This is a genomic window from Arthrobacter sp. KBS0703 (genome assembly GCF_002008315.2).
In the GTDB taxonomy this organism is placed as follows: Bacteria; Actinomycetota; Actinomycetes; order Actinomycetales; family Micrococcaceae; genus Arthrobacter.
In genome coordinates this window covers 1,224,444-1,238,224 of sequence record NZ_MVDG02000001.1, presented here as the reverse complement: position 1 = coordinate 1,238,224, position 13,781 = coordinate 1,224,444, and the positions used below count along the sequence as shown (strand labels likewise).

The 13,781-nt window shown below is 66.3% G+C and carries 13 protein-coding genes and 1 pseudogene; 5 read left to right on the top strand and 9 right to left on the bottom strand.

All coding sequences use genetic code 11. From position 1 onward, the window contains the following. Together B1A87_RS05860 and B1A87_RS05855 are read left to right on the top strand one after the other, a co-directional pair. The gene (locus B1A87_RS05860; RefSeq protein ID WP_078028835.1) at positions 1-918 is read left to right on the top strand and encodes a LysR family transcriptional regulator; all 918 of its coding nucleotides are present in this window, start codon (positions 1-3) and stop codon (positions 916-918) included. A 45-nt stretch (positions 919-963) separates the two neighbouring features. After that, positions 964-1,473, top strand: coding sequence for a DUF2004 domain-containing protein (locus B1A87_RS05855; RefSeq protein WP_078028834.1), 510 nt, complete (start codon positions 964-966; stop codon positions 1,471-1,473). A gap of 78 nt (positions 1,474-1,551) precedes the next feature. Here B1A87_RS05855 and metE read toward each other — a convergent pair whose 3' ends face one another. Continuing rightward, positions 1,552-3,894 (bottom strand): 5-methyltetrahydropteroyltriglutamate--homocysteine S-methyltransferase, encoded by a 2,343-nt coding sequence (gene metE / locus B1A87_RS05850; RefSeq protein ID WP_078028833.1) that lies wholly within the window; start codon positions 3,892-3,894, stop codon positions 1,552-1,554. Positions 3,895-3,955: 61 nt separating this feature from the next. Continuing rightward, a complete protein-coding gene (locus B1A87_RS05845) occupies positions 3,956-4,921 on the bottom strand; it encodes a methylenetetrahydrofolate reductase (RefSeq protein WP_078028832.1) in 966 nt (321 codons plus the stop codon). 678 nt (positions 4,922-5,599) lie between these two features. Between B1A87_RS05845 and B1A87_RS05840 the strand changes: the two genes are divergently transcribed. Continuing rightward, positions 5,600-6,595, top strand: a complete 996-nt coding sequence (locus B1A87_RS05840; RefSeq protein WP_260680696.1) for a hypothetical protein — start codon at positions 5,600-5,602, stop codon at positions 6,593-6,595. Positions 6,596-6,730: 135 nt separating this feature from the next. After that, positions 6,731-6,928: a hypothetical protein gene (locus tag B1A87_RS05835; protein WP_078028831.1), complete on the top strand. Its 198-nt coding sequence runs from the start codon at positions 6,731-6,733 to the stop codon at positions 6,926-6,928. A 5-nt stretch (positions 6,929-6,933) separates the two neighbouring features. On the opposite strand, the gene B1A87_RS05830 is transcribed toward B1A87_RS05835, so the two are convergent. From B1A87_RS05830 to B1A87_RS05815, 4 genes and pseudogenes are all read right to left on the bottom strand, one after another. Further along, on the bottom strand, positions 6,934-8,187 hold the full coding sequence (locus B1A87_RS05830) for an ROK family protein (RefSeq protein WP_260680695.1): 1,254 nt from the start codon (positions 8,185-8,187) through the stop codon (positions 6,934-6,936). A 125-nt stretch (positions 8,188-8,312) separates the two neighbouring features. Next, a complete protein-coding gene (locus B1A87_RS05825) occupies positions 8,313-9,458 on the bottom strand; it encodes a class I SAM-dependent methyltransferase (protein ID WP_078028829.1) in 1,146 nt (381 codons plus the stop codon). A gap of 91 nt (positions 9,459-9,549) precedes the next feature. Beyond that, positions 9,550-10,672: pseudogene (locus B1A87_RS05820) on the bottom strand (NAD(P)-binding domain-containing protein). Positions 10,673-10,705: 33 nt separating this feature from the next. Further along, entirely contained in the window at positions 10,706-11,056 is a 351-nt protein-coding gene (locus B1A87_RS05815; protein ID WP_078028828.1) for a zinc ribbon domain-containing protein YjdM, read from the bottom strand. A 209-nt stretch (positions 11,057-11,265) separates the two neighbouring features. Between B1A87_RS05815 and B1A87_RS05810 the strand changes: the two genes are divergently transcribed. Next, the gene (locus tag B1A87_RS05810; RefSeq protein WP_185982248.1) at positions 11,266-11,658 is read left to right on the top strand and encodes an Hpt domain-containing protein; all 393 of its coding nucleotides are present in this window, start codon (positions 11,266-11,268) and stop codon (positions 11,656-11,658) included. A gap of 17 nt (positions 11,659-11,675) precedes the next feature. Here the strand turns inward: B1A87_RS05810 and B1A87_RS05805 are convergent, their stop codons facing one another. From B1A87_RS05805 to B1A87_RS05795, 3 genes are all read right to left on the bottom strand, one after another. Beyond that, positions 11,676-12,128 carry an SRPBCC family protein gene (locus tag B1A87_RS05805; protein ID WP_260680694.1) on the bottom strand — a complete coding sequence of 151 codons (453 nt, stop codon included), beginning with the start codon at positions 12,126-12,128 and terminating at the stop codon, positions 11,676-11,678. Between the two features lie 348 nt (positions 12,129-12,476). Continuing rightward, the gene (locus B1A87_RS05800) at positions 12,477-12,965 is read right to left on the bottom strand and encodes a DUF805 domain-containing protein (RefSeq protein WP_078028928.1); all 489 of its coding nucleotides are present in this window, start codon (positions 12,963-12,965) and stop codon (positions 12,477-12,479) included. 103 nt (positions 12,966-13,068) lie between these two features. Continuing rightward, positions 13,069-13,470, bottom strand: coding sequence for a hypothetical protein (locus tag B1A87_RS05795; protein WP_078028826.1), 402 nt, complete (start codon positions 13,468-13,470; stop codon positions 13,069-13,071). Positions 13,471-13,781: the final 311 nt, after the last annotated feature.

The window sequence follows — 13,781 nt, the reverse complement described above, 5'->3', positions numbered from 1 at the left end:
GTGGTCAACCCCGTGCACTTGAGGACTCTGCTTGAGGTCACGCGGCTGGGGTCCTTCGCGGCCGCGGCCAGCCGGCTCGGCTACACTGCCTCCGCCGTGTCCCAGCAGATGTCGGCCCTTGAGCGGGACACCGGCGTGCACCTGTTCCAGCGGTCCGCCAGGAGCGTGGTCCCCACCGAGGCCGCCACGGTGATGGCGCGGCACGCCGCCAAGGTCCTCACCGACATCGAAGCCCTGATGGCCGCCGCGTCCAAGACCCACGACACCACGAGCCAGGAACTCCGGCTTGGCATCTTCCCCAGCCTCGCAACCTACGTCCTGCCGCGGATCCTGAAGAACCCGCAGTGGAAGGGACTCGGCATCGACCTCCGGGTCTCCGTCGCCGAGCCGGCCCAGACCATCCAGGGGCTGCGTACCGGCGGCGACCTTGACGTCGCGCTCGTCTATCAGGTGGGCCAATCCGGACTGGCGTGGCCGCACACCATCAACCGGCAGTGGATCGGCGATGACAACTTCCGGGTGGTCCTGCCCTCCGGCTGGGGGTTCCGAACGGACGCCAAGGTGGCGGCCGACCACCTCTCGGACATGCCGTGGATCATGCACCACCCGGGCACGAGCGACGCCACGGTGATCGAGCGGCTCTTTGCCAGCTGCAACCTGCACCCACGCGTCGTGGCCTACAGCGACGACTTCCACGCCAGCCTCGAAATGGCGGCCGCCGGGCTGGGCGCTGCGCTCGTTCCGGAGCTTGCGCTGCGCCACCGGCCGGCAGGCGTGGTGGTGCTGGACGTTCCCGAGATCAGGCTGGCGCGCAATGTGTTTGCGCTGTTGATCAACGACAAGAAGACCGCCCGGGTGCAGCTCTTCGTTGACCTGCTGGCTGACACGCTGGGCAGCCTGGGGTCCTCAGATAAATAAGCCCCGATGCTGGAATGCACCGCTTTTCGGGTCTATGTTGAAGATATGACCACCAAGGTAGCGAGCCAGCACTTCGGAGAAATCGAACTCAACCACGGCAGGGACCACAACGTCGCCGCGGAGCATGAGCTGGCTGGCCAACGCCTTGAGCTTGACCTGAACATCAACGCGCATGACCACTTCGATGAGGCGGCCATGCACAAGGTGGACTACCGGTTGCGCTACCTCCCCGAGCTCGTGGACGAGGTCCGCGAGATGATCGCCGAGGAACTCGAGCAGGAGGGCACCAGCGCGCAGGAGTACCTTCGCTTCCACTGCAACGCCATCAAGGACGAGCAGCTGCAGAAGGTCTTCGGGGTCACGGACAAGAGCCAGCTCACCAACGCCGTGTTCCTCAAGGCGCTCAAGCTCGGCCACGTGGGCATCTACCCCGGCCAGCCCGAGCGCTACTTCGTCCTCGATTTCACGCTCGGCTCCCACTTCACCGACGAGGTCCTGGTCGCGTCCGCGGACGAGGACGGCGTGGTCGACGACGAGATCGTCTGGGAGCCCTGATCTCCCCAAGCAGTTAAACGCCGACGGCGGGCGGTCACCCAAAGGTGGCCGCCCGCCGTCGTGCGTGGTTGCTGGTTCCTACTTTGCTGCTTCCAGCAGTTCCGCGCGGACCGTCTTGGTGGCTGCGACGAGGTTGCGCAGGGACTCTTCGGTCTCGGCGTAGCCGCGGGTCTTCAGGCCGCAGTCCGGGTTGACCCAGAGCTGGCGGGACGGAACGTGCTTCACAGCGGTGCTGAGCAGCTCGGTGACTTCCTGCTCACCCGGAACGCGCGGCGAGTGGATGTCGTAGACGCCCGGGCCGACACCGCGGCCGAAGCCGTGGGACTCGAGGTCGTGGACAACCTCCATGCGGGAACGTGCGGCCTCGATCGAGGTGACGTCCGCGTCCAGTCCGTCGATGGCGTCGATGATGGCGCCGAACTCCGAGTAGCACAGGTGGGTGTGGATCTGGGTGGCGTCGGCAGCGCCGGCGGTGGCCAGGCGGAACGAGTTCACGGACCAGTCCAGGTAGGCTGCCTGGTCGGCCTTGCGCAGGGGAAGGAGTTCGCGCAGGGCGGGCTCGTCCACCTGGATGACCTTGATGCCGGCAGCTTCGAGGTCGGCGATTTCGTCGCGCAGCGCCAGGCCCACCTGGTTGGCGGTCTCGCCCAGCGGCTGGTCGTCGCGGACGAAGGACCAGGCCAGGATGGTGACCGGACCGGTGAGCATGCCCTTCATCGGCTTGCTGGTCAGCGACTGGGCGTACTCTGCCCACTTCACGGTGATGGGGGCGCTGCGGGTGACGTCGCCCCAGAGGATGGACGGACGGGTGCAGCGTGAGCCGTAGGACTGGACCCAGCCATGGACCGTGACGTCGAAGCCTTCGAGGTTCTCGGCGAAGTACTGGACCATGTCGTTGCGCTCGGGCTCGCCGTGCACCAGGACGTCGTAGCCGAGCTCTTCCTGCAGGTCGACGACGCGCTTGATCTCGTCCTTCATGAGCTGCTCGTACTGCTCGTTGGTGAGGTCACCCTTGTTGTTGCGGGCACGGGCCGAACGGATTTCCGACGTCTGCGGGAAGGAGCCGATGGTGGTGGTGGGCAGCGGCGGCAGGTGCAGGGCGTGTTCCTGGGCGGCTTCGCGGACCGAGTACTCGGAGCGGTTGAAGTCGGCCGGGGTCAGGGCGGCGGTGCGGGCCCGGACGTCGGCGCGCTGGACGCCTTCGGCTGCGGCGCGGGAGGCGATGATGCGGGTGGCTTCATCGATGGCCGGCTGCACGGCGGCGGCGTCGGTCAGCAGGCCGGCAAGGGTCACAACCTCAACGGCCTTTTGGTCGGCGAATGCCAGCCAGCTGCGGAGCTGCTCGGACAGCTGCGCCTCTTCCTCGACGTCGTGCGGGACGTGCTGGGTGGAGGTGGAGGTGCTGATGGCCAGCTTGGCCACCGACTTCTTCAGTTCGGCGATCTTCTCCGCGGAGGCGGCAAGATCGTTGCGCCAGATGTTGTGGCCGTCCACGACACCGGCAACCAGGGTCTTGCTGCCCAGGGCGGCGAGCGCTGCCGCGGAGGGGACGGCGCCCTTGAAGACGTCGATGTGCAGGGCGTCGATGTTGGTAGCAGCGAGGGTGCCGAGCTGGCCATTCAGTGCGCCGTACGGGGTGGAGACGAACAGCTGCGGGCGCTGTGCGGCGGCGGAGAGGACCTCGTAGGAGCGGGCAACCGCGGCCTGGATCTCCTCGGCGGAGGTGTCCTGGTCCACCACGAGGGCAGGCTCGTCCAGCTGGACCCAGCTGGCGCCGGCGGCGGCCAGCTTCTCCAACAGCGCGGCGTAGACCGGCAGGACGTCCTCGAGGCGGGACAGCGGGCTGAAGCCGGCCGGGGCGTCGTCGGAAGCCTTGCTCAGGAGCAGGAAGGTGACCGGGCCCACGATGTACGGCCGGGTTTCCACGCCGTTGGCCAGCGCGTATTCGAACTCTTCAACGATGCGGCTGGAGGTCAGCGCGAAATTGGTCTCCGGGCCGATTTCCGGCACGAGGTAGTGGTAGTTGGTGTCGAACCACTTGGTCATTTCCAGCGGCTGCTGTTCCTTGTTGCCGCGGGCAAGAGTGAAGTAGCCGTCGATGTCCAGCTGGCCCTCGGCGTTCAGGAGGTTGCCGAAACGGGCCGGCACGGCGCCGAGGTGGGCAGCGGCGTCGAGCACCTGGTCGTAGAAGGAGAACGTGCCCGGAACCGCTGCGGCTTCGGTCAGGCCCAGGCCCTGGAGGCGCTTGGCGGTGCCCAGCTGGATTTCCTTGGCGGCGGCGTCAAGGGCTGCGGCGTCGATCTTGCCGGCCCAGTAGGCTTCGACGGCCTTCTTCAGTTCGCGGCGGCGGCCGATGCGGGGGTAGCCCAGGATCGAGGCGGACGGGAACGGAGTGGGCACGGCGGTGTTCTGCTCAGTCATGTGAATTCCTTGAATGGTTGGGAAGTTGTGAGTGTCTTGGGGCGGTCAGCTGGCGGTGGTGTCAGCTCGCGAGCTGGCGGCGGGCGATCGCGTTCAGGCGGCTGGCGGAACGTGCCGGCCGGACAAGCGACAGCTTGTCCAGGACCTCCAGCGCGCTCTGGTGTTCGTTGAACGTGTACAGGTGGAGGCCGGGCGCTCCGGCGTCCAGGGCCGCGTTGGCCAGGTCCACCGTGGCGCTGACGCCGATGCGGAGCCGATCGGCGTCGGAGTCTGCCGCGGCAAGCCGCTCGATGAGCTCCGGTGCCGGTTCGACGCCGGTCAGCTCGCCGAGGCGCTTGAGCCTGCGGAGGCTGGTGAGCGGCATGACGCCGGGGATGATCGGAATGGTGACGCCGGCCCGGCGTGCCCGGGTGATCAGGTCCGCGTATTGCTCGGTCCGGAAGAACACCTGCGTGATGGCGAAGTCAGCGCCGGAGCGCTGCTTGGCCAGCAGGACCTCGACGTCGTGGGCTTCACTCGGCGACTCCGGATGCCGGGTGGGGTAGGCTGCCACGCCTACGGCGACCTTGCCGGCGCAGAGCAGCGCCGAACGCCGCTGCTCCACCCGCCGGATGAGTTCGATCAGGTCCTGGGCGTAGCGCAGCGAACCGCTGACGGGCTCTCCGCTGTCCTTGGGCTGGTCGCCGCGCAGGGCCAGGATGCCCCGCACCCCGGCGTCCAGGAGCTCGCCGATGATTTCGGCCAGCTCCGACGGGGTGTTGCCCACGCAGGTCAGGTGTGCCAGCGGACGGAGCGTCGTCTCGAGCACCAGGCGGTTGATGAGTTCGACGGCGGTGTCGCGGTTGGAGCCGCTGGCACCGTAGGTGACGGACACGTAGTCGGGGTCAGTCGTCTCCAGCTCGCGGATCGTGGTCCAGAGCGTCTCTGCAGCCGCAGGCGACCGCGGCGGGAACAGCTCATAGGACAGCGCCACGGGTGCCGTCTCGGAAAGATTTGGATGTGTGTCAATAAGGCTGGGTGGTGACATTTGCGTCCTTGGCTATGGGCCATTGAAGGCTTCCTGCAGTGGCGGAGCCGTGCAGTGTGCGGTCAATGAATTGAGTTTGGGGAACACGGAACGAACTTCGGCAGGGCGCAGCCGCGACTGTTACGCCTGAATAGAAGTTGTCCGTGAGCAAATGTCAGGCCCACATGGGGGCACCCACACCCTCCTGGGCTGCCGGCAGGCGGCATATCCACAGCGGAGGATCGCTGACACGTTACCTCGGTAACTTGTATAGAACTCTAGAAGCCGCGCAGGGGTGGGTTCAAGTCGGCCATCGAATTAAGACGCATTCTTACGCTAGGGCCGTTCCGGTTTCAGAATAATATTCGTCTGGACGCCCCGTACGGCTACCCTTCAGCGGCCCAACCCCTTTTCAAACGGATAAATCTAGTCCATTATTTGTGCACGTCGTATCCGGATTTGGCAACGGTCTCAGGTTAAGGAGGCCTTCTGGACGTTCCTCGGTGAAGTGCCCCGAGAGACCCTATCCCGCGCCCTTCAAAGGGCGGCGTCGCTACGTCCCCTTTGCCAAGGCGCGGTATCACCAGCGCCGCACCGCGGCCGCCCTCTGCACCGAGGGCGGCGCCGCGCCGTTGCTGGAAGCCATTAATCCCAACGGCGAAAGGCCACGAGATGTTCAAGCCTCACAATCGACCAACGGTGATCGGTTCCGCTTTTGTGCTCTTGCTGGCGTTGACGACAGTGACGTCGTGCGCAACGCAGCAAGGCACCACCCCGCCGGCCACGTCCACCGGAACATCCGGCTCAGCATCACCCACGGCATCGGCATCATCCACGGGGACGACGTCAGACTCGGCATCGCCGGCAGCCTCCGGGACGGCGAATGCCGCGGAACTCTGCGGACCAGGGTCCGCGATAAATTACGATCCCGCCCACTTCCAGCAGTCCCCAAGGCTGGACAACAAGTGGTTTCCGCTGAAGCCCGGGTCGCAGTACACAACAACAGGCGACGTCAAGAGCGCCGAGGGGACGACCAAGCGGACTGTTGTCCACACGGTCACCGGCCTCACCAAGGTGATTGACGGCGTGAAGACCCTGGTCATGTGGGACCGTGACTACTCAGACGGCGTGATCGTGGAATCGGAGCTGGCCTTCTTTGCCCAGACCGAGAGCGGAACAGTCTGGCTCTTCGGTGAGTATCCGGAAGAGTACGAGAACGGCAAGTTCACGGGCGCCCCGAGCACGTTCATCCACTCACTCGACCTGGCCCAGGCGGGCATCGCCATGCAGGCTGAGCCGAAGATCGGATCCCCAAGCTACGTTCAGGCACACGCACCCAAGGTGAACTTCCTGGACTGCGGACAGGTCTTCCAGGAGCAGCAGCGGGTCTGCGTTCCCACGGGATGCTACGACGATGTTCTGGTGATTGATGAACGCAACCCCCTGGAACCCGCCGTTGGCCACCAGCGTAAGTTCTATTCAGCCGGCACGGGCCTGATCAAGGTGACGGCTGTGGGTGGCGCGGACCAGGAGACCCTCGACCTTGTCAAGGTGGAGCAGCTCACGGACGCCAAGCTGGCCGAAGTCAACCAGGAGGCCATGAAGATCGACCAGCACGCGTACACGGTCAGCAAGAACGTCTACGCAAAGACGGCCAAGGCCGAAGTGACAACTGAGACAACCAGCGGTTACTAAGGGAGCAGGTTTCAGTCCGGCCAGTGCGGACTGAAGGCCAAGCGCGCGCTCCCTGTATCGGCGCGGTTACCCCGGCGATTCCGGCCGCCGGGGTACACCCTCCCCCTGTCGAACGAACGGGACTATCCTGATGCCATGACGCAGCTACCAGCCAGTTACGAGGAATACCTTGTCGGCAAGGACCCCCGCTTTGTTGACATGGTCCGCCCGATCCTGCTCCAGTCGGCCGCGGACCAACTGCACGGCGTCAGGGTGCTGTTCATACCCAAGGGTCACCAGGCGCATCTCGACGACACGATTCCGTACGGGACCATCGTCGAAGACATCGACTAGCGGCCTTAGCCCTCCAGTAGGAGCCGCTGGGCCCGCGGCGCGAGCGTGTGCTCCAGGACAAGGCAGGCGGCGCCGATGGCGCCCACGTCCTCCCCCACTCCTGTGCCCACCACTTCGATCGCGTGGATGTTGCCCGCGTCGCTGTTCTGCTGGATCAGGTCCGGGACCAACTCCAGGTAACGCCGTGACAGGTAGCCCCAGAACGGGCCGCCGAAGACGACGCGTTCCACGTCGAGGGTATTGGCCACCACCGACGCCGCCCGGGCCACCAGCACCGCCGACTTGTCAATGATGGCCGCCGCGGCGCTGTTGCCGGCCTCCCCGGCCTCGCAGAGCTGGGCGAACCGTTCCTGCACCACGGAACCGCCGGTCAGCGGGCCTTCGTCCGACAGGATTCCTGCCGCCTGGGCCTGGGCCACCAGGACCTGCGGTATGCACGAGGACTTCACGCAGCCGCGCAGGCCACAGTCACAGGGCGGGCCGTCCGGGTCCACGATGATGTGGCCGATTTCGCCGGCGTTACCTGATGTTCCGCGGACCACCTCGTCGTTGAGGACAATGCCGCAGCCGATGCCGGTCCCCATGTACATGAAGACGAAACTGCCGGCGCCGCTGGGGCCGCCCGCCCAGGTTTCCGCTACGGCGGCACTGGTCACGTCCTTGTCCATGAGGACGGAAAGGCCGGTGGCGTCGGCCAACGCATCACGCAGCAGCACCCGGTCCCAGCCGTCAAGGAGCGGCGGTTCCACGACGGCCCCGTTGTCGTGGTCGATCGGACCGGGGGCTGCGATGCCCAGGCCGGCGATTTTCTCCCGGTCCACACCCGATGCTTCGACCAGCTTGTCGATCTCGGTGGCTATGGCGGCGATGACCGCCTCAGGGTTGCCGTTGTCCGGGATCTTGACCATCGAATGCAGCACCACGGCGCCCACCAGGTCCAGGACGACAAAGGTCGCCACAGCGGGATCCAGATGCACGCCCACGGCATACATCCCCGCAGGATTCAGCCGGAGGATGGTCCTCGGTTTTCCTGGCCCGCTCCCTTCCTTGCCGGCTTCCACAATGAGGCTCTGGTCCAGGAGCCGGCGCGAGATGTTCGAGATGGTCTGCGGGGACAGCCCGACGATCTGGGCCAGTTCGACACGGCTTAAGCCGCCGGACGAACGCCGAACGGCGTCCAGAATGACGGTCAGGTTGAAGTCACCCATGCGGGGCAGGTTAGTTCCGCGCCGCGGTGCGGGCTGGCGGATCTCAGTCAAGGATTCCCCTAAGCATCTTCGGTTGGCCAGTATCGATGTCTGAATCGTACGTTACGTCCCGGTATAGGGGTACGCCCCACGCGCTGGCGGAATCGCAGACCATCCGGCGCCTCCGTTGCCCCTCGTCATGCGTGCCGTTTGACGCTGACCGAGACGGTGAACTTGGGGTTCCTGCCTTGTACGGAGGTGGGCCCGACCAGCCTCTCAAGGGCCGGCAGGTAGTGAAGATGGCTGTTGAACACGGTCCAGAGCTGACCGCCGGGGGCAAGGACGCGGGCCGCTGCCTCGAACATCTTAATCCCGGCCCCGGCATGGACGCTGGCTCCCAGGTGAAACGGCGGATTCAGCAGGATGAGCCCGGCACTGCCATCAGGAACGGAGCCCATGGCATCGTCCTGGAGCACCGTGATCTGCCGGTCCAGGCCATTTGCCGCCGCCGTGGCCCGCGCTGAAGCGACGGCGGCCGCCGACTGGTCCGTTGCGATCACCGCCGCATCGGGATGGCGGCGAGCGTACATGGAAGCCAGGATCCCGGTTCCGCAGCCGAGGTCCACCGCTGTAGCCGCTGCGGGGATCCCGGGGAGGAACTCCAGCAGGAAACGCGTGCCGATGTCGAGTTTGGTGCCCGCAAAAACGGCGCCATGCGCGCACACCTGCAGATCCAGCTCGGCGTTGCGCTCGGTCACCGGATACGGCGGGGCGGGTTCGACGGGTTTTGGCTCCGAGGCGATGAGAACCCGCGATTTCTGCCGGGCCAGCTGGGGCTGGACCGTTTCGAAGAATCGCCCGAGCACCGCATTCATGCCCAGGGACATGTGCTTGACGCGCCCGCCGGCGAGCAACACAGCGCCGTTCGGGGCGTAGCGCGCGACGGCGTCGGAAATCTCCTCGAGTTCAGCGAGCGTCTTGGGCAGCTGCAGCAGAACGACGTCGGCGCCCGCCAGCAGTTCCGCGCCCAGCGGCAGCTGCTCAAAGCCCCCGTCGATGCCGAGTGAAGCTGCATTGTGCCGGAGGGCCCGCTCGCCGGTGACGAGGTCCTGGTACACGCGGACCTGCGGCGCCGGAGGCGTACCAGGCCCGCCCAGCAGTCCCAGCGTCAGTGCGCCGTAGCGGTCGCCGATCACGGCAACCGTGCTCGCAGGTGTCAGGAGTTCCGCCGCGGTGTCCAGCAGACGCGTGTCGGTGGCGTCCCACGCCTGCAGGTTGGCGGCCTCGACGTCCGGGTACCTCCGCAGCCTGCCCAGAAGGTGCCCAAGACTGTTCTCTGCCACGTGTTGCCGCCGCCTCTTCCCTGCTGATTGGTTATGCGTCTGCCTGTCGCCGGCCGGCCAGGCTCCTGTGCAAACTTACCGTGGATCCTGCTCAGGCGGGCTCCGAAGCCAGGAGCTTCAGGAGTTCAGCGACGGCGGCCCGTCCGGCGCGGTTGGCGCCGATGGTCGACGACGACGGCCCGTAGCCCACGAGGTGCACGCGCGGCTCCGCCGCGACCCGAGTGCCCTCCATGGCGATGCCGCCGCCCGGCCCTCGCAGGTGCAGCGGCGCCAGGTGTTCCAGCTCGGCGCGGAAGCCCGTGGCCCAGAGAATCACGTCCGCGGCGAGCAGGTTTCCGTCCGTCAGCCGCACGCCGTCGGGCTCTATGCCGGTGAACATGGGGCGACGTTCGAGCACCCCCGCGCGGCTGCGGCCCGGAGCGCCGGGGTCCAGCTGAGCCCGGTGACGGCGACGACGCTTTGCGGCGGCAGCCCCCGCCGCACGCGGTCCTCCACCAGGGCGACGGCGTCATGGCCGGCCTGCCGGTCAAACGCCGCCTCCCGCCAGACGGGCTCGCGGCGTGTGAACCAACTGGTTGAGGTCACCTTTGAGATCTCGTCGAGCAGCCCGACGGCGGAAATGCCGCCGCCCACGACGACGACGTGCAGCCCGCGGAACTCCTCGGCGGAGACGTAGTCCGCGACGTGGAGCTGGCGCCCCTGAACGTGAACTGTCCGGGATAGATCGGCCAGAACGGCCTGGTCCAGGTTCCCGTGGCGTTGATGACAGCCCGCGCCGACCACCCGCCGTCGGACGTGGTGATCCTCAGCCGGCCGGCGGGATCGGCGTCCTCGCGCTCGACCGCGAGCGCCTTGACCGGCCGTTCGACGGCGATGCCGAGTTCCCGCTCATAGCCGGCAAAGTACCGGGTCAGGAACGCCGAGCTGGGTTCGGCCGGATCAACGTCCGGCTGCGGAATGCCGGGGAGATCGCTGATTCCGTTGACCGTGGCCATCCGCAGGCTTTTCCAGCGGTGCCGCCAGGCGCCGCCCGGGCCGTCCTCGGCGTCCAGCACCGCGTAGGTTCGCGCGGACTGGCCGTCCGGGTGGGCGCCGGCGGGCACTCGTGGCGCGGGCATCCGGTGCGCGGGCATGAAGCCGCGGCGGGCGAGGTGGTAGGCGGCGGACAGCCCAGCCTGGCCCGCGCCGATGACCACGACGTCGGCAGCCCTCACGGAAGTTTCCACTCCGGTTTCCGCAACCTGTCCCTAGACCTTCTTGACCACGCTGGATTTGAGCTGCATGGGGCCCACGCCGTCCACCTTGCAGTCGATGTCGTGGTCCCCCACGCCGTCCAGGAGGCGGATGCCGCGCACTTTGGTGCCCACTTTGATGACGCTGGAGCTTCCCTTGATCTTGAGGTCCTTGACCACGGTGACGGTATCGCCGTCGGCCAGGACGTTGCCCACCGCGTCCTTGATGACCCGTTCCGCCGGCTGGTCCGCTTCAACCGGCGCTGGTGACCATTCGTGGCCGCATTCCGGGCAGACCAGGAGGGCGCCCATCTCGTACGTGTGCTCGCTGGAACATTTGGGGCAAGGGGGAAGAATCTCGTTCACGTCCCTATGTTAGTCGGGGCATTCCGGCGGCACCCCCGGGCCTCCGCCGGCCCCCGGACAGTCACAGGCGATCTTGATCCGAACATCGGGGAAAGCTTCCTCGGTCTTGAGGTCCCCGCGGGAAGGTGTGTCATGGAGCCGCGCAGCAAGGGTGCGGCACGCTGATGGATGGGCGCGAAGATGCAGCTGGTAGCGGTAGGCGGTGTGGCGTGACGGGCGGGGACGAGGTTCCGGTGCTGGATAGCGGTCCGCTGCAGACGCTCGCGGAAGAGGTCGGGCCCGCGTTCGCGCAGGCCTTCATCGACGATTTCCTACAGATGTTGCCCGGCAGGGCGGCGAAAATACTCCATGGCCTGGCCGGCGGAGATCTGCGGGCGGCCCGTGATGCAGTGGTGAGCCTGAAGGCCACCTCAGCGATGGCCGGCGCCCTGCGGCTGGAAAGGTGCTGCCAGGAACTTGAGTTCCGGATCCGGCGGGGGCAGCGGCTGGACCCGCTGACGGTCAGGGCGGTGCTGTTCGCGAACATTCGGCTCCTGGTTCGTGAGGCCGCGCGCCAGGGACACATCCCGCCCTCACGGCCGAAGGGGCACTCCCCGGAGTGACGTGCGGGTGCGCTGGGTCACCGTGATCGCGAGCCGGCAGTCAGGTGCTGATTGCGCTGCTCGATGAGGCTGCGAAGGTAGCGGGCCAGGACGAGCTTCTCCGCCAGGCGCCCGATCGGGCCGAAAGGCGCTTTGAAGTCGATCCGGTCAACCATCACGGTTCCATTCGCGTCCTCACTGAATTCGTGGACGTGCCGGAAGCTGCGGAATGGGCCGTTGACCTGCTCATCGACAAAGTAAAGGGGCGTTTCCATTTCGGTGATCCGGCTGGTCATTCGAATTGGCACACCGAAGTGCCACGCCCGCCAGGTGACTTCCTGCCCTAGGGAAATGAGGCCTGACATGACCCCGGCCACGGCTTCCTCCCGGGACTGCGCCATGGAGTCTTTGTGGGCATCGATGCTGCGAGAAAGGTCAAACAGCTCTTCCCTGGGCATCCTTGCCCAGGTTGTGCATTCGAAGGAGGCCATGCTCAGAGTATGTCAGCTGTGCGGCCCGAGTTGATGGTGCCGAGCCTTCAACCATGGGACCGCGGCAGGTGTTGCCGGGTCCGGTGCTTCTAGGGGGAGTGCGCCGGACCCCGGCCATCCCGAGCTTCGGATTCGCGGCTTCAGCTCCAGGACACGATCACTCTTGTCCCTGCCCAACCCGATTCTTCACGGACAGCGTTGAAGCCATGCGCTGGCTGACCGGCTTCCGCAACGGATGACGTTAAGGGCGAAGCCTCCGGGCCCGAACGTCCAGAAGGGGCGGCACAACGTGTGCCGCCCCTTCTTTAACGCTGACTTACTGCTCGACCGGTTTGTGGTCCGGCTGGCCTAGATGCCGCCAGGCTGGTCGAACCGCTGCCCTGCCGGATTGGACGGAAGAATCGTCATCACTAGAAGCGCGAGGCCACCGAGGAACGGCACCAGCGCCACGAGCATCAGCCAGGCGCTGAGGTTGACGTCGTGGAGCCGCCGCGCCCCCAGCGCCAGGGACGGGATGATGGTTGCCAGGCCGAACACGACGGCGAGGGCGCCGCCGATAAACAGGCCGGGTCCGGGAGCGGAGGTGACAGCCCCGGACGCGGACGTCGTAGCCCCTGCAGTTCCGGTGCTGATCAGGATCTGCAGGACGATCGACACCGCAAATGAGACGAGTGCCCACCACCAGTACTCGCTGCGGCTGGCCCGCCCGTGGAAGACGGTGTACTTCTTGAAGAAACGTCGAACGGCCTGCTGGAAGGTTGCGCCGTAGAGGGGCGCCCAGAGTGGCGGTTCGGACCCTTGGACGTTTTGTGCCGGATATGGCTGCTGGTAAGTCATATATTCCCCCATGCGTAGTTGTGATGACGAGGTTCATCCTAGGCCCCGTAACGGCCGCGCCGGCCGAATCACAGGTGAATTTTTCCTCACGGATCCACGAAGGTCAGGAGTAAGTCAGGCTTATCATCAGCGCCTTGAGCTGGGCGTACTGTTCCGTGGCCATCCAGGCTTTGGCTGCATCGCGGCTCGGGAAGGCCGGCCGCGGCGGCTGGTTGAAGACGACCCCGGTTTGAGCGCCCCCGTTTCCCATGGCGAGCAACGCACAGCCCGACGAGGTGGCGCCCTCCTCCAGGTTTCTGGGATGGCCGACCATCACGGTGTACCAGTCTTCACTGCCGGCATTTTCCACTGCGAACTCGAACATCGGCATGGTGCCATCGGTTTCACGCATTCCCGGGACAGCTGCCTTGTCCAGCACGGTGCGGTTAACGGGGCCCGCTGTGCAGCCGATGCCGTCGGCGCCGCTCGAGACGCGGAAGAGGTCATCGCCGGTACCGTCAGACACGACCGCTTCAAGGGGCTGCCAGGGAGGACCCTCCCGGCCCGGGTGGCTGCCGTCGCAGTGGATGTCACGCTGGCGGCTACGCTTTCGGCTGCCTGGAAGCGCTTTGTTAGCGGGTGGATTGCCCGCTCAAGCACTTAGTTTCCGGGTTGGGGCAAGTCGTTACACATCTGGCGAGAAATGCCGCGCGGTCCGGCGCCGGCGCCAACGGGAGTACGCAAACTGCCCAGGCTGGCGCGTCAGCCCGGCGCCCGATATGGCAAGATTAGGTGCCGGCGACGACACGTTGCCATGCTGCCGCCAGCGGCGTTCGA